The organism is Streptomyces microflavus (genome assembly GCF_014650075.1).
GTDB classification, from domain to species: domain Bacteria; phylum Actinomycetota; class Actinomycetes; order Streptomycetales; family Streptomycetaceae; genus Streptomyces; species Streptomyces microflavus.
Genome location: NZ_BMUG01000007.1, coordinates 167,350 through 185,904 on the forward strand (window position 1 = coordinate 167,350; position 18,555 = coordinate 185,904).

The 18,555-nt window shown below is 72.6% G+C and carries 18 protein-coding genes; 9 read left to right on the top strand and 9 right to left on the bottom strand.

The genetic code is table 11. The annotated features are described in order from the left end of the window. Positions 1-11 precede the first annotated feature (11 nt). Together IE264_RS21215 and IE264_RS21220 are read right to left on the bottom strand one after the other, a co-directional pair. Positions 12-1,013 carry a zinc-binding dehydrogenase gene (locus IE264_RS21215; RefSeq protein WP_032758807.1) on the bottom strand — a complete coding sequence of 334 codons (1,002 nt, stop codon included), beginning with the start codon at positions 1,011-1,013 and terminating at the stop codon, positions 12-14. 135 nt (positions 1,014-1,148) lie between these two features. Then, the gene (locus tag IE264_RS21220) at positions 1,149-2,342 is read right to left on the bottom strand and encodes an FAD-dependent oxidoreductase (RefSeq protein ID WP_032758808.1); all 1,194 of its coding nucleotides are present in this window, start codon (positions 2,340-2,342) and stop codon (positions 1,149-1,151) included. 128 nt (positions 2,343-2,470) lie between these two features. Between IE264_RS21220 and IE264_RS21225 the strand changes: the two genes are divergently transcribed. Then, entirely contained in the window at positions 2,471-3,172 is a 702-nt protein-coding gene (locus IE264_RS21225) for a pentapeptide repeat-containing protein (protein ID WP_190167677.1), read from the top strand. Positions 3,173-3,193: 21 nt separating this feature from the next. Here IE264_RS21225 and IE264_RS21230 read toward each other — a convergent pair whose 3' ends face one another. After that, complete coding sequence (locus IE264_RS21230) at positions 3,194-3,691, bottom strand: hypothetical protein (protein ID WP_015610318.1); 498 nt, start codon at positions 3,689-3,691, stop codon at positions 3,194-3,196. 201 nt (positions 3,692-3,892) lie between these two features. Between IE264_RS21230 and IE264_RS21235 the strand changes: the two genes are divergently transcribed. Continuing rightward, positions 3,893-4,138 carry a hypothetical protein gene (locus IE264_RS21235; protein WP_032758810.1) on the top strand — a complete coding sequence of 82 codons (246 nt, stop codon included), beginning with the start codon at positions 3,893-3,895 and terminating at the stop codon, positions 4,136-4,138. 44 nt (positions 4,139-4,182) lie between these two features. Here the strand turns inward: IE264_RS21235 and IE264_RS21240 are convergent, their stop codons facing one another. Together IE264_RS21240 and IE264_RS21245 are read right to left on the bottom strand one after the other, a co-directional pair. Continuing rightward, a complete protein-coding gene (locus IE264_RS21240) occupies positions 4,183-4,827 on the bottom strand; it encodes a response regulator (protein WP_032758811.1) in 645 nt (214 codons plus the stop codon). After that, entirely contained in the window at positions 4,824-6,134 is a 1,311-nt protein-coding gene (locus IE264_RS21245) for a sensor histidine kinase (protein ID WP_032758812.1), read from the bottom strand. The genes IE264_RS21240 and IE264_RS21245 overlap by 4 nt, the downstream gene beginning before the upstream one ends. A 270-nt stretch (positions 6,135-6,404) precedes the next feature. Between IE264_RS21245 and IE264_RS21250 the strand changes: the two genes are divergently transcribed. The 4 genes from IE264_RS21250 to IE264_RS21265 all read left to right on the top strand — a co-directional run bounded on the left by IE264_RS21250 (position 6,405) and on the right by IE264_RS21265 (position 10,380). After that, a complete protein-coding gene (locus IE264_RS21250; RefSeq protein ID WP_015610323.1) occupies positions 6,405-6,962 on the top strand; it encodes a GlcG/HbpS family heme-binding protein in 558 nt (185 codons plus the stop codon). 33 nt (positions 6,963-6,995) lie between these two features. Beyond that, positions 6,996-7,592, top strand: a complete 597-nt coding sequence (locus IE264_RS21255) for an ankyrin repeat domain-containing protein (RefSeq protein WP_032758813.1) — start codon at positions 6,996-6,998, stop codon at positions 7,590-7,592. Between the two features lie 5 nt (positions 7,593-7,597). Continuing rightward, entirely contained in the window at positions 7,598-8,899 is a 1,302-nt protein-coding gene (locus tag IE264_RS21260) for a YncE family protein (RefSeq protein WP_373301929.1), read from the top strand. A gap of 83 nt (positions 8,900-8,982) precedes the next feature. Then, entirely contained in the window at positions 8,983-10,380 is a 1,398-nt protein-coding gene (locus tag IE264_RS21265) for a M1 family metallopeptidase (RefSeq protein ID WP_032758815.1), read from the top strand. A 28-nt stretch (positions 10,381-10,408) separates the two neighbouring features. Here IE264_RS21265 and IE264_RS21270 read toward each other — a convergent pair whose 3' ends face one another. Both IE264_RS21270 and IE264_RS21275 read right to left on the bottom strand, forming a co-directional pair. Continuing rightward, positions 10,409-12,031, bottom strand: a complete 1,623-nt coding sequence (locus IE264_RS21270) for a M4 family metallopeptidase (protein WP_032758816.1) — start codon at positions 12,029-12,031, stop codon at positions 10,409-10,411. A gap of 276 nt (positions 12,032-12,307) precedes the next feature. Then, complete coding sequence (locus tag IE264_RS21275) at positions 12,308-12,883, bottom strand: TerD family protein (protein WP_015610328.1); 576 nt, start codon at positions 12,881-12,883, stop codon at positions 12,308-12,310. 225 nt (positions 12,884-13,108) lie between these two features. Between IE264_RS21275 and arfB the strand changes: the two genes are divergently transcribed. Further along, a complete protein-coding gene (gene arfB, locus IE264_RS21280) occupies positions 13,109-13,543 on the top strand; it encodes an alternative ribosome rescue aminoacyl-tRNA hydrolase ArfB (protein WP_015610329.1) in 435 nt (144 codons plus the stop codon). Positions 13,544-13,670: 127 nt separating this feature from the next. Here the strand turns inward: arfB and IE264_RS21285 are convergent, their stop codons facing one another. Continuing rightward, a complete protein-coding gene (locus IE264_RS21285; protein ID WP_031124637.1) occupies positions 13,671-14,177 on the bottom strand; it encodes a flavin reductase family protein in 507 nt (168 codons plus the stop codon). A gap of 388 nt (positions 14,178-14,565) precedes the next feature. On the opposite strand from IE264_RS21285, the gene cdgB reads away from it, so the two are divergent. Together cdgB and IE264_RS21295 are read left to right on the top strand one after the other, a co-directional pair. Then, complete coding sequence (gene cdgB / locus IE264_RS21290; protein ID WP_015610331.1) at positions 14,566-16,221, top strand: diguanylate cyclase CdgB; 1,656 nt, start codon at positions 14,566-14,568, stop codon at positions 16,219-16,221. Positions 16,222-16,364: 143 nt separating this feature from the next. Then, positions 16,365-17,369, top strand: a complete 1,005-nt coding sequence (locus tag IE264_RS21295) for a carbohydrate-binding protein (protein WP_032758817.1) — start codon at positions 16,365-16,367, stop codon at positions 17,367-17,369. Positions 17,370-17,452: 83 nt separating this feature from the next. Here the strand turns inward: IE264_RS21295 and IE264_RS21300 are convergent, their stop codons facing one another. Beyond that, positions 17,453-18,379 (bottom strand): 1-phosphofructokinase family hexose kinase, encoded by a 927-nt coding sequence (locus IE264_RS21300; protein WP_015610333.1) that lies wholly within the window; start codon positions 18,377-18,379, stop codon positions 17,453-17,455. Positions 18,380-18,555: the final 176 nt, after the last annotated feature.

Sequence of the window (18,555 nt, forward strand, 5' to 3'; positions counted from 1 at the left end):
GGTGACCCCGGTCACGGCTCCAGCACCACCTTGCCGATCGTGCCGCGTGTCTCCAGCGCGCGGTGGGCGGCGGCCGCTTCGGCGAGCGGGTAGCGCTGGACGGCGGGGCGGAGCCGGCCCGCCGCCGCTTCGGCGAGGGCTCGGGTCTCCAGGGCGCGCAGGCCGCCGCCCCGCTCGACCAGCTGGGGCCCGAGGACGGAGCCGGAGGTGATGGCGCGCTCCGCCAGCTCCTGAGGGGTGAAGGTGAGCGGCTTCCCGTTGCGGAGGCCCTCGCCGGACCAGCCGTAGACGATGTGCTGCCCGCCCTTGCCGAGCAGGCCGACGGCGCTGCGGGCGGTGGTCCCGCCGACGGAGTCGTAGACGACGGTGGCCCACTGGCCGGTCGCGTCGAGGAAGGCGCGGGCGTGGTCGGGCCAGTTCGGGAGGGTGTAGTCGAGGGCGAGGTCGGCGCCGTTCGCCTCCGCCCTGGCCACCTTGGCCGGGCCCCCGGCCAGGGCGATCACGGTGGCCCCGGCGTTCTTCGCGTACTGGACGAGGAGGGTCCCGATCCCGCCCGCCGCCGCGGTGACGACGGCCACGGAGTCGGGGCCGAGGTCGGTGAAGCCGAGGATGCCGAGGGTGGTGCGGCCGGTGCCGATCATGGCGACGGCCTCGGCGGCGCCGAGTTCCCCGGGGATCTCGTGGAGCCGGTCGGCCTCGGTGACGGTGAGTTCGGCGTAGCCGCCCGGTGCCGTGCCGATGTGGGCGACGACGCGTTTGCCGAGCCAGCCGCTGTCCGTGCCCTCGCCGAGCGACTCGACGGTTCCGGCGACCTCGCGGCCGGGAACGGTGGGGAGGGCGACGGGCGCCGGGTAGGGGCCGCTCTCCCCTTCCCGCAGGGCGGTGTCCAGGAGGTGCACGCCGGCCGCCTCGACGGCGATCCGGACCTGACCGGGGCCGGGGACGGGGTCCTCGGTCCGTTCGTACGTGAGGTTCTCGGCGGGGCCGAAGGCGTGGAGGCGGATGGCGTGCATGAAGGGGCTCCTTCGGGCGGCGCCCCTCTTTTGGGGGCGGGCTGTGCCCCGTGTCTCGGGGCGGGCTGTGCCCCCTGCTCTTGGGGGCGGACGGTGCTCCCACCCTGGGGGCGGGCTGTGCCCCACCCTCGTACCTCAGGTTCGGTTGAGGTCAACCCCGGATCCGGGGCGCCGTCCCGCGGCCTTCACCGCGAGCAGCGCGGCTTCGATGCCGCTGGTGAAGGAGACCTCGCTGAGGAGCCCGGGGGCGGCGACCTGGTCGCCCGCCAGGAAGATTCCGTCGCCCCGGACGACGGAGGGCCGGTCCCGCCAGGTGGTGCCGGGGCGGTCGACGGCCCCGGTGCGGCCGTCGGCGAGGGCCTCGCTGCGCCAGGTGGTGCGCTCCCGCCAGCCGGGGAAGCCGAGGTCGAGGAGTTCCTCGGCGCGGGCGGTCCCCTCCGCCCTGCGCGCGTCGGGGCCGATCGGGAACTGGCCCTGGAGCAGCTGCTCCCCGGCCGGGGCGAGACCGGGGTCCTGGGCGGTGAACCGCTCCAGCCACCCGGGCGCGTCCAGGTCCGACACGACGAACGCGTCGCCGCGCCGGGTGCGCACGGCCAGGTCCACGAGGACGGTGCGGCCGCTCTCCCAGGTGAGGGACGCGTCGTCGAGGAGGGTGCGGGCGGCGTCGAGGGAGGTGGCGACGACGACCGGTCCGGTACGGGACAGCTCGCCGAGCGTACGGGTGTCGACGCGGGCGGCCGTCTCGACGGTGACCCCGATGGCGCGGGCGTGGCCGGCCAGCCGCTCGACGAGCCGGCCCCAGCCGCCGGCCGGGTAGCGGGCCTCCGGCGGGAGCGAGGTGAGCCGGACCAGGCGCTCCTGGACGAACCGGGCCGAGAGCCCACCGGGGTCGTGGTGGAAGAGCGCGGCGGCGGCGAAGTTCGCGGCGGCCCGGGCGCCCTCCTCGCCGACCTGGCCGGTGGCCCAGTCCAGGAAGCCGCCGTCCACCGGGGCCGTGCGGGCGCTGCGGCGGGCGAGCCGCAGCAGGGCCACGGGCGGGGTCCGGCGGGCGGCCCCCGAGCGCCGGAAGCGGAAGCGGAGGCCTTCGAGGGGCGGTACGGGGAGGACGGGCCCGAGGAGCTCGCGGCGGGCCAGCCAGGTGTGGTGCGGCCCGCCCCGGTACAGGGCGTGCGGGCCCTCGTTGGCGCGGTACGGGCCCTCCGCGGTCCTGGCCCGGCCGCCGAGCGTCCGGTGGCTCTCGTACAGGGTGACCCGGGCGCCGGATTCGGCCGCGGTGATCGCGGCGGTGAGCCCGGCGAGGCCGCCGCCGATGACGTGGATGTGCTCCATGGCTGGGACTCCTTCGCTTCTTTGATGATGCGACGGATCGGGGGCGGCGGTATGTGACATGGGGCGTGGGGGGCGTGCGAGCGTGCGGGCGTCGGGCGTTGTCAGTGGGGTGCGTCACGATGGGGGGCATGGCAGCGAGTGCGAGCAGGGGAACGGGCAGGACCAGGGCCAAGAAGGACACCATCGCGCCGGCGCGGCGCCCGGAGGTGCGGCTGCCGCCACTCGTTCCGTACGGGGGCGAGGGCCTGGAGCCGGACGGCGACTACGACGGGGTGCGGTTCGACGGGGTGGACCTGGCGGACGCTTCGGGGCCGGGCGCCCGGTTCATGGACTGCGCGCTGGACGGCTGCGCCCTCGACCGTACGGAGCTGGTGCGGGCCCGCTTCATCGACTCGGTGCTGACGGGCGTACGGGGCGTGGGCACCGACCTCGCGGGGGCGTCGCTGCGGGACGTGGAGGTGGTGGACGCGCGCCTGGGCGGGGTGCAGCTGCACGGGGCGGTGCTGGAGCGGGTGGTGGTGCGCGGCGGGAAGATCGACTACTTGAACCTGCGCAAGGCCCGGCTGAAGGACGTGGTCTTCGAGGGCTGCGTGCTCTCGGAGCCCGATTTCGGTGACGCGCACCTGGTGCGGGTGGAGTTCCGGGACTGCGTGCTGAAGCGGGCCGACTTCAGCGCGGTGCGGATGGAGTCCGTGGACCTGCGGACGGTGGCCGAGCTGGACATCGCGCGGGGCGTGGAGCGGCTGGCGGGCGCGGTGATCAGCCCGGCACAGCTGATGGAGCTGGCCCCGGCGTTCGCGGCGCAGATCGGGGTGCGGGTGGAGGGGTGACGCGTCCGTGGGGGTGGGCGGTCAGATGCGGGGGAAGCGGGCCTGGAGGTCCCAGATCACGGGGTTGTCGGCGAGGCCGTCGTGCATGTCGGACAGGTCGGCGATCAGGTCGTGCAGGAAGTCGCGGGCCTCGCGGCGCAGCAGGGAGTGGCCGAAGGTGAGCGGGGGCTCGTCGCCGGGCATCCAGTCCGCCTCGACGTCGACCCAGCCGAAGCGCCGCTCGAAGATCATGACGTCCGAGGACTCGGTGAAGTCCAGCTCCGCGTACTGCCGCCGGTGCGAGCGGTTGCCGCGCGGGTCCTGGTCGATCTGCTCGATGATGTCGCACAGCGCCCACGCGAAGTCGAGCACCGGAACCCATCCCCAGGCTGTGGACACCTCCCGGTCCGCCTTGGTGTCCGCGAGGTAGACGTCACCGGAGAACAGATCGTGCCGCAGCGCGCGGACGTCCGCGCGGCGGTAGTCGGTCTGCGGGGGGTCGGGGAAGCGGCGGGAGAGGGAGTAGCCGATGTCGAGCACGGATCGATGGTGTCATGCCCGGTCGGGGCGGGCCGACACGATCGGGTGAACCGGAGCAGGTATGCCTGACACATATGCCAGAACCTCCCTAGTCTCCGGCATATGGTCAGTTCGTCTCAGCAGTTGGGCCTACTGCCTCGCCCACAATTCACCGAAGCGGGCTTGGGCGCTACCCCGGCCCGTGAGCTCTGGAGGAATCTGATGGGCACTGGTCTCAGTCACTTCCGCGGCTTCGTCGCCGAATCCTTCCGCGACGAGGGGCGCGTGGAAGGCCGGGTGGAAAGCCGCGGCGAGGGCATCCTGCGGATTCTCGCGGTGCGCGGTGTCGCCGTCCCGGACGCAGCGCGGCAGCGCATCACCACCTGCACCGACCTCGCCGTACTCGACGTGTGGTTCGAGCGTGCCATCACCGCGCCTACCGCCGATGCGGTGTTCGACGAGAGCTGACGGCAGGTCCGGGCGGGGCGGGTCCTGGCCCCGCCCCGCCCGGTTCACGGCAGCAGCCGCTGCTCCTTCGCCACCGAGACCGCGCCCGCGCGGGTGTCGACGCCGAGCTTGTCGTAGATCCGGCCCAGGTGGGTCTTGACCGTGGCCTCGCTGATGAAGAGGGTGCGGGCGATGTCGCGGTTGCCGAGGCCCTGGGAGAGCTGGGCCAGGATGTCGCGTTCGCGGTCGGTGAGGGTGGGGCGGGGGCTGCGCATCCGGGCTATGACCCGGCTGGCGACGGGGGCCGAGAGCGTGGTGCGGCCCTGGGCGGCCGAGCGGATGGCGGCGAAGAGCTCCTCCGGGCGTTCCGCCTTCAGCAGGTAGCCGGTGGCGCCCGCCTCGATGGCGCGGGTGATGTCGGCGTCGGTGTCGTACGTGGTCAGCACCAGGACGTGGACCGTGCCGTCGGCCGCGATGCGGCGGGTCGCCTCGACGCCGTCGATGCCCTCGCCGAGCTGGAGGTCCATGAGGACGACGTCCGGGGTGAGGCGCGCGGCGAGCACCACCGCCTCTTCGCCGCTGCCCGCCTCGCCGACGACCTCGATGTCCGGTTCGCTGCCGAGGAGGGCCAGCAGGCCGGCGCGGACGACCACGTGGTCGTCGCAGAGGAGGATGCGTACGGGGGACGTCTGCTGGCCTTGGCCGGTCATGCGGGGGCCTCCGGGGCGGTGAGGGCGGTGGGTGCGAGCGGGATCTCGGCCGAGAGCACCGTGCCCTCGCCCGGCGCCGACTCGATCGTCAGTGTTCCGCCGAGCTGGTGCACACGGGCGCGGATCGCGGGGAGCCCGTGGCCGCGGACGGTGTGGGGGCTGCGGACGGCTCCGGATTCCACGGTGAAGCCGCGGCCGTTGTCGCCGACGTCCAGGACCACCCGGTCGTCCAGGTGGGTCAGGGTCAGCCCGGCGGCGGTGGCGCCGGAGTGCTCCCGTACGTTGGCGAGGGCCCCCTGCGCGATGCGCAGCAGGGCCGACTGCACCCGGTCCGGCAGCGGGGCGTGCGGGGTGCCCTCCACATGGCAGCGGACGGTGAGCGCCCCCTGAGCCTGGGCCGTTTCGCGGGCCGCCAGCGCGTGCAGGGCCGCCTCCAGGCCGCCGCCCTCCGCCAGATCGGCCGGGGCCAGGTCGTGGACGAAGCGGCGGGCCTCGGCGAGGTTGCGTTCCGCGATGCCGGTGGCCGTACGGACATGGCGGCGGGCCGCGTCCGGGTCCGCGCTCCAGGTGCGGTCGGCGGCCTGGAGCAGCATCTGCTGGCTGGACAGGCCCTGCGCGAGGGTGTCGTGGATCTCCATGGAGAGCCGCTGGCGCTCGGCGAGGGTCCCCTCGCGCCGCTCGGTGGCGGCCAGTTCGCGCCGGGTCCGCAGCAGGTCGTCGATCAGCTCGCGCTGACGTGCCGCCAGTTCCCGTTGGCGTACGGCCTGGCGCTGCATATGGACGAACACGGCGGTCGCGACGGCCGCCACGGCGGGCGGGGCGAGCACCAGGTTCGGGTCGAACCCGGTGGCCAGGCGCAGTTGCGCGGCCACCACGAACGCGGTCAGCAGCGCGACCAGGGCGAGCGCCGCACGCGGCGGCAGGATGCGCAGCCCCGTGTAGAAGAGCGGCACCGCGCACCACGCGAAGCTCGGCGCGAGCACGACCAGCACCATCCAGACGGCCACGAGGACCCCGAGCCAGGTGAGCCGGCGCGGGGTGGGGCGCGAGCCGAGGACGGGGCCCAGGAGGTAGAGCACGGCCAGGGTGATCGACAGGGCGATGATCCACGGCGTACGGGCTTCGCCGGGGTGCCGCATCAGGAACCGGGTCAGCGAGGCGCCGAGCAGCAGGAAGAACGCGGCGTGCATGAGGAGCGCGAGCCAGCGGGCGTCGGGGTCCGAGGCGGGGGCGGGCCCGGGGTCGGTGGGCCCGTCTCCTACCGCGTCCTGGGGAGCGCTGTCCCGGGGATCACTTCCGTGGTCCACCTCTTACGTACCTCACCTTCCCTGTCGCCGGGCCCCGTTGACCTGCGCAGACCTGTGCTGACCTGCGTGGATCCCTCCATGGTGGCCCGATCCGGTCACCCCCGCATCAACCGATCGGCTGACGGGGGCGTCGGCCGTACCGCGCGTCCCTTCCAGCCGGTACGTCGACCGTACGGACCCGGATCCGCCGGGAGGATCGATACCAGAGCGAAACGCCGGGACCGCCCGGACGAACCACCGGGCCGCCCCGGAAACCACCAAGGAGCCACCATGAAGAAGCTGTCGCTGCGTACCCGTGTCCTGACCGGTACCGTCGCCGTCGCCGCCCTCGGGGCCGGGACCTTCGGCGCCGTCTCCGCGAGCGCTTCCGCCCCGGCCGCCGCCCCCGCCGCCGCGGTCAAGGCCGACACGAACAACCGCAACCTCCAGCAGAGCACCCACCTCACCGTGGCCGCCGCCACCAAGGCCGCGCAGGCCACGCTGGACGCCGCGAAGAAGGAGAACCAGCGCGTCTCGGTCGCCGTCGTCGACCGCAACGGCAACACCATCGTGACGCTGCGCGGCGACGGAGCGGGCCCGCAGTCCCCCGAGTCGGCCGTGAAGAAGGCGTACACCGCCGTCTCCTGGAACGCCCCCACCTCCGAGCTGGCCAAGCGCCTGCAGCAGACCCCGAACCTGAAGGACATCCCTGGCACCCTGTTCCTCGCGGGTGGCGCTCCGGTGCAGGTCAAGGGCGCCCCGGTGGCGGGCATCGGGGTAGCCGGCGCGCCCAGCGGCGACCTCGACGAGAAGTTCGCCCAGGCGGGCGTCGCGGCCCTCGCCCGCTGACCGCCACCGCACCACGCACGGAACGGAGTACCCATGAACGCCCTCGATCACGACCTGCTCACCGCCGCACGCACCGGCGACACCGACGGTGTGCGCACCGCGATCGAGGGCGGCGCCCGGGTCGACGCCCGCGACGAGGAGCTCCGTACCCCGCTGCTCCTCGCCGTCCACGGCGACCGGGTGGAGGCGGCCCGGATGCTCGTGGCGGCCGGGGCCGATCCGGACGCCCAGGACCGGCGTGAGGAGAGCCCGTGGCTGGCCACCGGCGTCACCGGCAGCGTCGCGATGCTGCACGTCCTGCTGCCCGCCGGGCCCGACCTGACCCTGCGCAACCGGTTCGGCGGCATCGCGCTCATCCCCGCGAGCGAGCGCGGCCATGTCGCTTACGTACGGGAGGTGCTGCGCCTCACCGACATCGACGTGGACCACGTCAACCGGCTCGGCTGGACCGCCCTGCTGGAGGCGGTGATCCTCGGCGACGGCGGCCGGGCGCACCTGGAGGTGGTGGAGGCGCTGCTGGCGGCCGGTGCCACGCCGGGGCTGCCCGACGGGGACGGGGTCACGGCCCTGGCCCATGCCGAGCGGCGCGGGTTCACGGAGCTCGCCGCGCTGCTGCGGGCCGCCGCGTGACCGGCGTGCGAGGCGTGCGCGGCCCGCGCGCAGCCCTCGCCGTTCCCTTGCGTACGCCCCCGACGCCTCTCCCGGCTCGTGCGCCTCGCACCTCCCGCGCGCGCCGGCTCACGCTGGTGCTCGCCGCGGCCGCCGTACTCGCCGGCTGCACGACCGGCACCACCGGCACCACCGGCGCGTCCGGTACGACGGAAGCCGCCCCGGACGCGCCGGGAACCACCGCCTCCGCCGCCCCGAAGACCTCACCCGCCCCCGCCCAGGGCACCGCCCGCACCCCCCGCGGCACCCTCCTCGTAGCCGACTTCGGCAGCGACACCGTGACCTTCGTCGACCCCGGGCGCGACGGTTCGGGCCGGGGCGGCAAGGCCATCGGCTCGGTCGAGGTCGGTACCGCCCCCTACGGCCTCGTCGTCGGTGAGGACGGCCGCGCCTGGGTCGCCACCGCCGAAGGCGTCGCCGTCGTGGACACGCAGCGGCGGACCCGGCTCGCGCTCGTCCCGTACGAGACGGAGACCGGGCCCGTCACCACCGGCGAGTACCGGGGCGGCGGCATGGGCATCGCCCTCGCCCCCGACGGCCGGCACGTCTACGTCGGGGTCAACGTGCCCGACGGCAACGGCACGGTGGAAGTCATCGACACCGCGAGCCGCGAGGTCACCGGGACCGCGCCGGTCGGCCGCCGCCCCTTCGACGTGGACGTCTCGCCGGACGGCCGCGAGGTGTACGCCACCGACCACGACTCCTTCGACGTGACGGCGGTGGACGCCCGGACGCTGAAGACCCGGCGCATGGAAGTCGCACCGTACGGGACGGAGGGCGGGCTCGGCTCCTGGCTGAAGCCGCACTACGCCGTCGTACGCCCCCAGGACGGGAAGCTGCTGCTGCCGTTCGAGGGGGAGCGGCTCGCGGTCCTCGACCCGCGCACCGGCGAGGTGGCGATCGAGCGCATGACCGCGAACACGCACCAGCACGGCGCGGCCCTCGCCCCCGACGGCACCCTTCTCGTCGTCGGCACCGGCCCGATCGGCTCGGACGACGAGGACCCCTCGCTCACCGTCCGCACCCCGGACGGCGAGGAGCGGATCGTCCCGCTGGACGGGCCGCACGAGGACGTGGCGGTGTCGGAGGACGGCCGCACGGCGTACGTCACCGGCGGGTTCACCCGTGACGGGTACTGGAACGGCATCACCGTCGTCGATCTTGAAGACGCGAAAAGGGACGTGAGGAACGACGGGAGCAGCGACGGGAAGAGCGAGCCGGTTCGGCTGGAGGCAGGCAACCGACCCCTCGGTATCGCCGTCCTCTGAGGCAGAGCCGTCCGCCCGTCCCCCGGGGCGGGCGGCTCCTTCCCGTCCGCCGACGTACCGCATCCGGCGCCTAGGATCGACCGGTGAACCACCGCCCCCCGGCCGCCGCCGCCCCCCTCCTGCTCGCCCTCGTCCTCCTCGGCGCGGGCTGCTCCGGCGGGGTCGAAGGCACCCCGGGCGCGGTCGGAGTGCGCGACCCGTACTTCCCGGGGCTCGGCAACGGTGGCTACGACGTCACGCACTACGGCCTGGAGCTCGACGTCGACCCGGCCGCCGACCGGCTGCGCGGCACGGCGACGATCACCGCCCGCGCCACCCAGGACCTGAGCGCCTTCCACCTCGACCTGGCCGGGCTCGACGTGGAGAGCGCCACCGTGGAGGGGAAGCCCGCGGCCGTGAACCGGGCGGGCAAGGAGCTGACGATCCGTCCGGGCGGGGCGGTGGAGGGCCGGCTGCGCAAGGGGCGCACGTTCACCACCGTCGTGCGCTACTCCGGCGCCCCGCAGGCCATCACCGATCCCGACGGGTCGAAGGAGGGCTGGCTGCGGACGGCGGACGGCGCGGTCGCCCTCGGTGAGCCGACCGGTTCGATGGCCTGGTTCCCCGGCAACCACCACCCGAGCGACAAGGCCACGTACGACATCGAGGTCACCGTCCCCGACCCGCTGACGGCCGTCTCCAACGGGCAGCTGGTGTCCCGCAACACAGCCGGCGGCCGTACCTCTTACCACTGGCGGACCGCCGAACCCATGGCGAGCTATCTGGCGACCGTCGCCGTGGGGCGGTTCACCACGCAGCAGTCGCGCACGCCCGACGGCATCCGGCTGTTCACCGCCGTGGACCCGGAGTCGGCGGCCGCGAGCAAGGACGTGCTGGCGCGGATCCCGGACGTACTCGCCTGGTCGGCGGAGAAGTTCGGCCCGTACCCCTTCACCTCCGCCGGGGCCATCGTGGAGCGCACGGGCGACTCGACGTACGCCCTGGAGACCCAGACCCGGCCCGTCTTCCCCGGCCCGCCCGACACCGCGCTCCTCGTCCACGAACTGGCCCACCAGTGGTTCGGCAACTCCGTCACCCCCGCGACCTGGCGGGACATGTGGCTCAACGAGGGCTTCGCCACGTACGCGGAGTGGCTCTGGGCCGCCGACCACGAGGGCGTACCGGTGCAGGAGAGCTTCGACGAGGCGTACGAGGACGACGCCAACTGGGCCTTCCCGCCCGCCGATCCGCCGACCGCCGTCGAGCTGTCCGACGCGCCGGTGTACGGGCGCGGGGCCATGGTCGTCCACCGGCTCCGGCTCGCGATCGACGACGACAAGGCGTTCTTCGCCCTGGTCAGAGGGTGGACGAAGGCGCACCGGCACGGGAACGCCTCGACCGACGACTTCACCGCGTACGTGGAGCAGGAGACGGGCCAGGACCTGACGGGGCTGTGGGACGCCTGGCTGTACGGCGAAAGCCGGCCGCCCGAGGAGGGCTGACCGGCTTCCCCGCACACAACCGCAGGTGTTACTTGACGTTGACCCCGGTCCAGGTGGCCGAGACCGCCTTCAGCTCCTCGCTGTCCGCGCCGAACAGGTCGGTCGCCGCCTTCTCGGTCGCGACGCGCGCGCCCGCGTAGTCGGTGGTGGAGGTCATGTACACGGAGAGGGCCTTGTACCAGATCTGGTACGCCTTCTCCCGGCCGATGCCCGTCAGCGTCGAGCCGTCGGAGGTGGGGGAGTCGTAGTCGACGCCGTTGACCGTCTTCTTTCCGCTGCCCTCGGACAGGAGGTAGAAGAAGTGGTTGGCGACGCCGGAGGAGTGGTGGACGTCCAGGTCGCCGAGGTTCTCGTCCCAGTAGTCGGCCGAGCTGCCGTCCTTGCTGGGCTGGTCCATGTAGCGCAGCGGGGTGCCGTCGCCGTTGATGTCGATCTTCTCGCCGATGAGGTAGTCCCCGGCGTCGGACGCGTTGTCGGCGAAGAACTCCACCGAGGTGCCGAGGATGTCGCTGGTCGCCTCGTTGAGGCCGCCGGACTCGCCCGCGTAGTCCAGGTTGGCGGTGGCGGAGGTGAGGCCGTGGGTCATCTCGTGGCCCGCGACGTCGATGGCGGTGAGCGCGCTCTTGTTGCCCTCGCCGTCGCCGTAGGTCATGCAGAAGCAGCTGTCGTCCCAGAAGGCGTTGACGTACGCGTTGCCGTAGTGGACCCGGGAGTAGGCGGCCTTGCCGTCGCCCGCGATGCCGTCGCGGCCGAGTGCGCTCTTGTAGAAGTCCCAGGTCTTCGCGGCGCCGTAGTGGGCGTCGACGGCGGCGGTCTGCCGGTCGTCGCCGGTGCCGTCGCCCCAGGTGTCGTCGTCGTCCGTGACGAGTGCGCCGGTGCCGGACGATCCCTGGTTCAGGTCGTACGTCTTGTGGCCGCCGCGGTCGCCGTCGGTCAGCTCGAAGCCCGCGTCGGTCTTCGTGGTGGTGATCTCGACCTCGCCGCTGTACTGGCTGTTGCCGGTACCGGTCTCGACCGCCTCGTAGCTGTGCAGCTTCTTGCCGGTCGTGGCGTCGGTGATGGTGTGGACCCGGCTCGGCGTGCCGTCCTTCTGCACACCGGTCCTGACGGTCTCGAAGGCGAGGACGGGTGTTCCGCCGTGGCCCGCCCAGATGACCTTGCGGGCGCCGGCCGCCGTGCTCTTCAGCTTCGGCGTGGTCGAGGCCACGGCTATCTTCGCGTCGGTCGCCTTGTTGACGCCCTTGAGCGTGCCGGTGGCGGCGGTGTGGGTGACCAGGTCGCCGCCGAGGACGGGCAGGCCGGCGTAGGTGCGCTCGTAGCGGGTGTGGACGGTGCCCTTGGCGTCGGTGATGACGTCACGGACGATCAGCTTCTCCTGGGCGCCGAGCTTCAGGGCCTTCGCCACCGGAGCGGTCTCCGCCTGCGCCGACCTGATGGCGGTGGCGCGCTGGGCCGAGGGGTTCACGCCGAGCGCGGCGGCCGTGGAGGGTGCGGCCGAGGGGGCGTCGCTCTCACCGGGGGTGGCGACCGCGGAACCGGTCTGGACTCCGGCGACCACCATCGCGGCGACCGCCGCGAGTGCTGCGAGCCGACGGGTGGTGCGGGTGGTGCGCGTGGCGCGGGAGTTGTGGGGGGTGGTGTGGAGGTTCATGTGTGTTCTCCGTTGGTCGTCCTGTGGGGGGACTACGAGCGGAGAGCGTGCCACCGAATGAGCGAAATTGACGGTGTGCCGACAATTGCCTCACAAGTTTTTGACCACTTCTTGTCCGACAGGGATGCCGTGGTGTCCGGTATTCGGTGGAGTGGCGTGCTTTTGGTGTGCCGTACACGTGAGTTGACGGCGCATCACGCACGGGAGCCCCCGGCCGTCTGCGCGGCCGGGGGCTCCCGTGGAGATGTGCAGATGTGGAGATGTGGTGCGTTCGGGTCAGAGGTTGACGCCGAAGTCGCGGGCGATGCCGCTGAGGCCGGAGGCGTAACCCTGGCCGACCGCGCGGAACTTCCACTCGGCACCGTTGCGGTAGAGCTCGCCGAAGACCATGGCGGTCTCGGTGGCGGCGTCCTCGCTCAGGTCGTAGCGGGCGATCTCGGCGCCGCCGGCCTGGTTGAGGATGCGGATGAACGCGTTCCGGACCTGGCCGAAGTTCTGGCTGCGGTTCTCGGCGTCGTAGATGGAGACCGGGAAGACGATCTTGTCCACGTCGGCCGGGAGACCCGCCAGGTTGACGTTGATCTGCTCGTCGTCGCCCTCGCCCTCACCCGTGACGTTGTCACCGGTGTGCACGATGGTCTGGTCCGGCGTCGACTTGTTGTTGAAGAAGACGAAGTGGCCGTCGGAGACGACCTTCCCCGCCGGGGTGACCGCGATCGCCGAGGCGTCGAGGTCGAAGTCGGTGCCGGTGGTGGTGCGGACGTCCCAGCCGAGGCCGACCGTGACGGCGGTCAGGCCCGGGGCCTCCTTGGTGAGCGAGACGTTGCCGCCCTTGGACAGGCTTACAGCCATGGGATGTCCCTTTCCTCGTCGTGTGCGGGCTTCGTGCCATCACGAAAGCTACCGTCACCCGTCCTAACGCAGTCAGCAGACCATGAGGTTCCTGTTCGCTTTACTTTCTTTGCCGAACTTCCTCCTGATGAGACCCGAAGAGACCCTGATGAGACCCCGAAGAGGGGCCAGGAAGGGGAGTCCGGGTGCAAAAGAAGGTGACGAAGGGGGTGCGGGGCGGGGAACATGGGTGTCATGTCCGGGCCCTATGTCATCCGCGGCTCGGTCTCCCTTCCGGAGGCCGAGCTCATGTGGCGTTTCTCCCGCTCCTCCGGGCCCGGCGGCCAGCACGTCAACACCAGCGACTCCCAGGTGGAGCTGCGCTTCGACCTGGCGGCGACCGACGCGCTCCCCGATGTCTGGAAGGCGCGGGCGCTGGAGCGGCTGGCGGGCAGGCTGGTGGGCGGGGTGATCGCCGTACGCGCCTCGGAGCACCGCTCCCAGTGGCGCAACCGCGAGACGGCCGCCGTCCGGCTGGCCGCGCTCCTGGCCGAGGCCACGGCGCCGCCGCCCAAGCCGCGGGTCAAGCGCAAGATCCCGCGCGGGATCAACGAGCGCCGACTGCGCGAGAAGAAGCAGCGCGGCGACACCAAGCGCGGCCGCTCGGGCCGGGACTGGTGACGGCGGGGCCCACGCCCCGTCACCCCCGCTCGAAGTGCGTCGGTGTCGCCCCAGCTGCCGGCAGTGCCGCTTGAAGTACGTCAACGTCACCCCAGCTGTAGGCGGCTTCCCTGGAAGTACGTCAGCGTCACCCCAGCTGCCGGTAGCGCCCCTTGAAGTACGTCAGCGGCTCCCCGTCCGGGCTGGGCAGCTCCGCCGTCAGCACCCGGCCGATCACCAGGGTGTGGTCACCGGCCACCACGCGCTGTTCCGTACGGCACTCCAGCGTCGCCAGCGCCCCGCCGATCAGGGGCGCGTGCGTCACCTCGCCCCGTACGTACGCCAGGTCCTCGAAGAGCAGCCGGTCGCTGATCCGGCCCTTCATGGCGAACCGTCCAGCGATGTGGCGCTGGCTCGCCGCCAGGACGGAGACGGCCCACAGGGGCTGCTCGTCGAGCAGGTCGTCCATCCGGGAGTCGTTGCGCAGGCTCACCATCACCAGGGGCGGATCCAGGGACACGGACATGAAGGCGGTGGCCGTCATGCCGACGTCCTCGCCGCGGCCCTCCTCGTCGAGCGGCGGCTCCTGGGCGGTGACCAGCACCACTCCTGCGGCCAGCCGCGCGAGTGCTGCGCGGAACTCGTCGTTGCTCACCCCCTCAGCATGGGGGATGGGTTCGGGGCGCGGGGTGGCGGGCGTCGTCTGGAGCACAACAGAACGCTAGCCGCGCGTGCCCGGCCGCCGCATCGGGCCAGGGGACCAGGCCGGTCCTAGGACTTCGGCCGCACGTGTCACCGGGGCGTCCGGACCCCGGACCATGGCCGGATACGCACGGCCGGATTTGCGCCAGGGAAACGACGGAGCGTCCGAAGAGTCACTCTCACCCCTGGACCATCTGTTGTGACTTGAGTCACAGAGTCCATTTTCTGCTGACCCTGTGTACCGGGTGCACAGCTCACTGTGATTCAGTGGCCGTGACACTGCAACAAGTACGTCGATATGAAACCTGGAGTTGCTGTCGAGGTCTCGGGGAGTGCGAGCGATGGAGGCCGAGTCGGAACCCTACGTCCGCCTTGCGACCATGCGGCAGCTGCACCAGGCCGTCGCTGATCTCAACACGGCGCGGAGTCTGGCGGACACCCTGCAGACCGTGGCCGACGGCATCGTCACCGGTCTCGGCTACGAGCTGGGCTGCGTCAATCTGGTCCGGCCCGACGGCGACCTCGTCATCGCCGCCTTCGCGGGCAACGCCGCCGCCGAGGCCCTGATCACCGGCCGCGTCGGCTCCCGCGACTCCTGGGAGCGCCGGCTCTCCATGGGCGAGGCCTGGGACCAGCTGCGGTTCATACCCCACACCGAGGGCTGGGTCCTGCTCGACGACGACGTGCCGCAGTGGCACACCGAGGGCCCCGAGCCCCGGTTCGAGGACGAGTGGCACCCGCTGGACCGGCTCTACGCCCCGATGTACGCCTCCGGGGGCGGGCGGGACCTCCTCGGGGTCATATCCGTCGACCGGCCGCGCAACGGGCGCCGCCCCGGCGCGTGGGGGCGCGAGGCGCTCCAGATGTACGCCTCCCAAGCCGCCATTGCGATCAGTAACGCTCGCTTGCGAGCAAACATGCAGCGCGCCCTGGTCAGACTCGAACGCGAACAGCAGGCGCTGCGGGCCAGCGAGGAGTCCTTCCGCCAGGCCTTCGAGTACGCGCCCAGCGGCATGGCCATCGCCGAGATGGGCGGCGACCAGCACGGCCGGCTGCTCCGCACCAACGACGCCCTGTGCCGGCTGCTCGGCCGCCCCGCCTCCGTACTGCGCCGGTACTCCTTCGCCGACCTGGTCCACCCCGAGGACATCGGCACCCTGCTGCGCACCTCCGCCGAGGGCGGCCGGGCGGAGCTGCGGCTCGGCCGGCGGGACGGAACGTACCTCTGGGTCTCCCTGCGCAACTCGGTCGTCGCCGACACCGCCGACGGGCCGCGCTTCCTGCTCACCCACGTCGAGGACATAGAGGAGCGCAAGCGCCACGAGCTGAACCTGGCCCACCGCGCCTCGCACGACGCGCTCACCGGGCTGCCCAACAGCGCCGAGCTGAAGTCCCGGCTCAGCGCCCGGATCTGCGAGCGGCCGAACTCGCCGGCCGCGACCGCGATCGAGGCGCTGGACGCGGCGTACGGGGACGTCGAGTCCTCCCTCACCCACGGCTACCAGGCCGACGGGTACGAGGGGGAGGCGGCGGCTGCCGGCGGGCTCTACGACCACCATGTGCACGCGGTCGCCCCCGACGCGGAGAACGACGACGGGACGAAGGGGCTCGCGGTCCTCTTCTGCGACCTCGACGGCTTCAAGTCCATCAACGACCGGTTCGGCCACCACACGGGTGACGCCGTTCTCATCGAGGTGGCGCGGCGGCTGTCCACCTGTGTCCGGGACGGCGACACGGTCGCCCGGCTCGGAGGTGACGAATTCGTCGTTCTCGCGGACGGCCTCGGGGCGGCGGACGCCGCTGACCTGGCCGTACGTCTGCGAAATGCCATCATTCCGCCCATAAGGGTCGATGGGCGGGCCGTCCGGGTCGGGGCGAGTTTCGGCATCGGCTGGGCCGAGTGCGGGATGAGCGTGGAAGAGGTCCTGCGCTCCGCCGACCAGCGGATGTACGTCGAGAAGCGGTCCCGGTCGAAGGTTCACCGCAGGGCCGGCTGACGTTCATGAACGCTTTCCTCCCCTACCCCGTACCCGTTCCCGCCGGTGCCCCCGGCCGGTGATCGCAATTCGGACTGTGCTCCGTTCGAGGTAGGCTCGGCCGGTCGGCGACGGCTGGCGACATGGTGAGGAGTGACCCAGGGATGACGGCCGGAAACAACGGCGCGAGCAAGCCCGAGGACGACGATCCGTTCGGCTATCTGTACGCGGACGGACAAGCGGCAGGCGCCCAGCCGCCCGGTCAGGGCGGTTACGGCTACCCGGGTCCGGCCGCGCAGCCGGGCGTGCCCAGAACGTCGTACAACCAGGTGCGGACGGTCGGCGAGCGCCAGTACGGGCAGCAGCAGGTCCCGCCGCAGCAGGGGTACGGCTACCCGCCCCAGCAGAACTACGGCCAGCCCGCGCAGCAGTACAACGCGCCCAACCCGCAGTACGCGGCCCCCGAGACCTACCCCGGTGGCGCGCCCACCGCGCACCACGGCTCCGTGCCGGGCGGCGGTTCCGGCGGCCGGGGTGGCCCGAACAACAAGGCGCTGCTGATCGCGGCGGTCGCCGTGGTCGCGGTCGTCCTCATCGGCATCGGCGCTGCGCTGCTCTCGGGCGACAACGGCGACAAGGACAAGAAGAACAACGAGGCCGTGTCCTCGGAGGGCCCCGCCGACAAGGCCGAGGAGTCCGGCAAGCCGGACAAGAAGCCCGAGGAGACACCGAAGCCGGTCGAGCTCCCGAAGCAGGACGCGGCGACGCTGACGCTGGGCGGCTCCGCCTCCCTGGACAGCACGGTCAAGGGTGCCAAGGGCGCCAACGGCAACTACATCAACCTGAACGAGGTCGGCCGGTCGGCCACCTGGACGGTCGATGTGCCGGAGGCCGGCCCGTACACCCTGTACGTGACCTACGGGGTGCCCGGCAAGGACGCGAAGACGACCCTGACGGTCAACGCGCAGGAGCCTCGCTCCATCAACATGAAGAACTTCGCGAAGGCTGCCGAGGGCGACCTGGAGAAGGGCTGGACGAACACGTACGCGTACGTCCAGCTCGACAAGGGCTCCAACACCCTCAAGCTGTCCTGCGAGACGGGCGACCAGTGCGACGCCAATCTCGACCAGCTGGAGCTGAAGTCGGGACACATCAAGTCGAACGGCTGACCGCGAGCCACCGCACGTACGCCCTGACCGCCCCCGAGGTGGTCAGGGCGTCGGCGTGTGCGGACGGGCAGGGAGCACCGGAGTCAGGCTGCTTCGCCCACGCTCTCCACGCTCACGCGCGGCAGCAGCTCCGCATAGGCCTCCGCGTCGAACTCGCCGGCCGCCGGGGCCAGGACCGTCGCCGTCGACAGGGCCACCGCGCGGGCCAGCCGGCCGGGCCAGTCGAGCCCCTCGGCCAGGGCGGAGAGCAGCCCGGCCACCGCGGAGTCGCCCGCTCCGGTCGGGTTGCCGCGGACGGCGGCGGGCGGGGCGGCGCGCCAGGTGCCCTGCGGGGTGACCGCGAGCAGCCCCTCCGGCCCGAGCGAGGCGATCACCGCGTGGGCCCCGCGGCGGCGGGCGTCCCCGGCGGCGCGCAGCGGTTCGCGGAAGCCGGTCAGCTGGGCCAGCTCGTCCGCGTTCGGCTTGACCAGGTCGGGGCGGGCGGCGATGCCCCGGCGCAGGGGTTCGCCGCTGGTGTCCAGGAGCACGGGTACGGAGGCGGCGCGGGCGATCCGGACCAGCTCCGCGTAGGCGCCGACGTGGATGCCGGGCGGCAGGGAGCCGCAGAGCGCGACCGCGTCGGCCGCGCCGACGAGCTCCTCGTACGTCCGCAGGAAGGTGGCCCATTCGGCGCTGCTCACCTGCGGTCCCGGCTCGTTGAGCTGGGTGGTGTCGCCGGTCGAGCGGTCGGTGATCGCGAGCGTGCGGCGGGTGTTCCCGGCGACGGGGACGAGGGCGTCGCGCGGCGGGAGCGGGGCGAGGAGGTCGCGCAGGACGCCTCCGGTGGCGCCGCCGACGAAGCCGGTGACCACGGTGTCGTGGCCGAGCGCCCCCAGTACCCGGGCGACGTTGAGCCCCTTGCCGCCGGGGCGTTCGGAGACCTCGCCGACGCGGTGGCTGCTGTGCGGGACGAGCGCGTCGACGGTGTACGTCACGTCGAGCGCGGTGTTCAGGGTGACGGTCAGGATCACCTGGTCCGGTCCCTCCCTCGCTCTGTCGATCCACGGTCCGTGGGTACGGGCCTGTTGATCATGCCAAAGGGAGGGCGGCCGGGCCCAGTCCCAGGGCCCGACCGCCATCTCTTCGTTACGTGCTCAACAATGCCGGGCCCCGGGAATGCCGGGCCCCGGGAATGCCGGGCCCCGGG

Bases quoted from the DNA above. Each gene is read 5' to 3' on its own strand.
- IE264_RS21295 (WP_032758817.1), top strand. From the start codon at position 16,365: ATGACGGCCGGAAACAACGGCGCGAGCAAGCCCGAGGACGACGATCCG.
- IE264_RS21220 (WP_032758808.1), bottom strand. From the start codon at position 2,342: ATGGAGCACATCCACGTCATCGGCGGCGGCCTCGCCGGGCTCACCGCC.
- IE264_RS21240 (WP_032758811.1), bottom strand. From the start codon at position 4,827: ATGACCGGCCAAGGCCAGCAGACGTCCCCCGTACGCATCCTCCTCTGC.
- IE264_RS21255 (WP_032758813.1), top strand. From the start codon at position 6,996: ATGAACGCCCTCGATCACGACCTGCTCACCGCCGCACGCACCGGCGAC.
- IE264_RS21275 (WP_015610328.1), bottom strand. From the start codon at position 12,883: ATGGCTGTAAGCCTGTCCAAGGGCGGCAACGTCTCGCTCACCAAGGAG.
- IE264_RS21235 (WP_032758810.1), top strand. From the start codon at position 3,893: ATGGGCACTGGTCTCAGTCACTTCCGCGGCTTCGTCGCCGAATCCTTC.
- IE264_RS21215 (WP_032758807.1), bottom strand. From the start codon at position 1,013: ATGCACGCCATCCGCCTCCACGCCTTCGGCCCCGCCGAGAACCTCACG.
- IE264_RS21270 (WP_032758816.1), bottom strand. From the start codon at position 12,031: ATGAACCTCCACACCACCCCCCACAACTCCCGCGCCACGCGCACCACC.
- cdgB (WP_015610331.1), top strand. From the start codon at position 14,566: ATGGAGGCCGAGTCGGAACCCTACGTCCGCCTTGCGACCATGCGGCAG.
- IE264_RS21250 (WP_015610323.1), top strand. From the start codon at position 6,405: ATGAAGAAGCTGTCGCTGCGTACCCGTGTCCTGACCGGTACCGTCGCC.
- arfB (WP_015610329.1), top strand. From the start codon at position 13,109: ATGGGTGTCATGTCCGGGCCCTATGTCATCCGCGGCTCGGTCTCCCTT.
- IE264_RS21225 (WP_190167677.1), top strand. From the start codon at position 2,471: ATGGCAGCGAGTGCGAGCAGGGGAACGGGCAGGACCAGGGCCAAGAAG.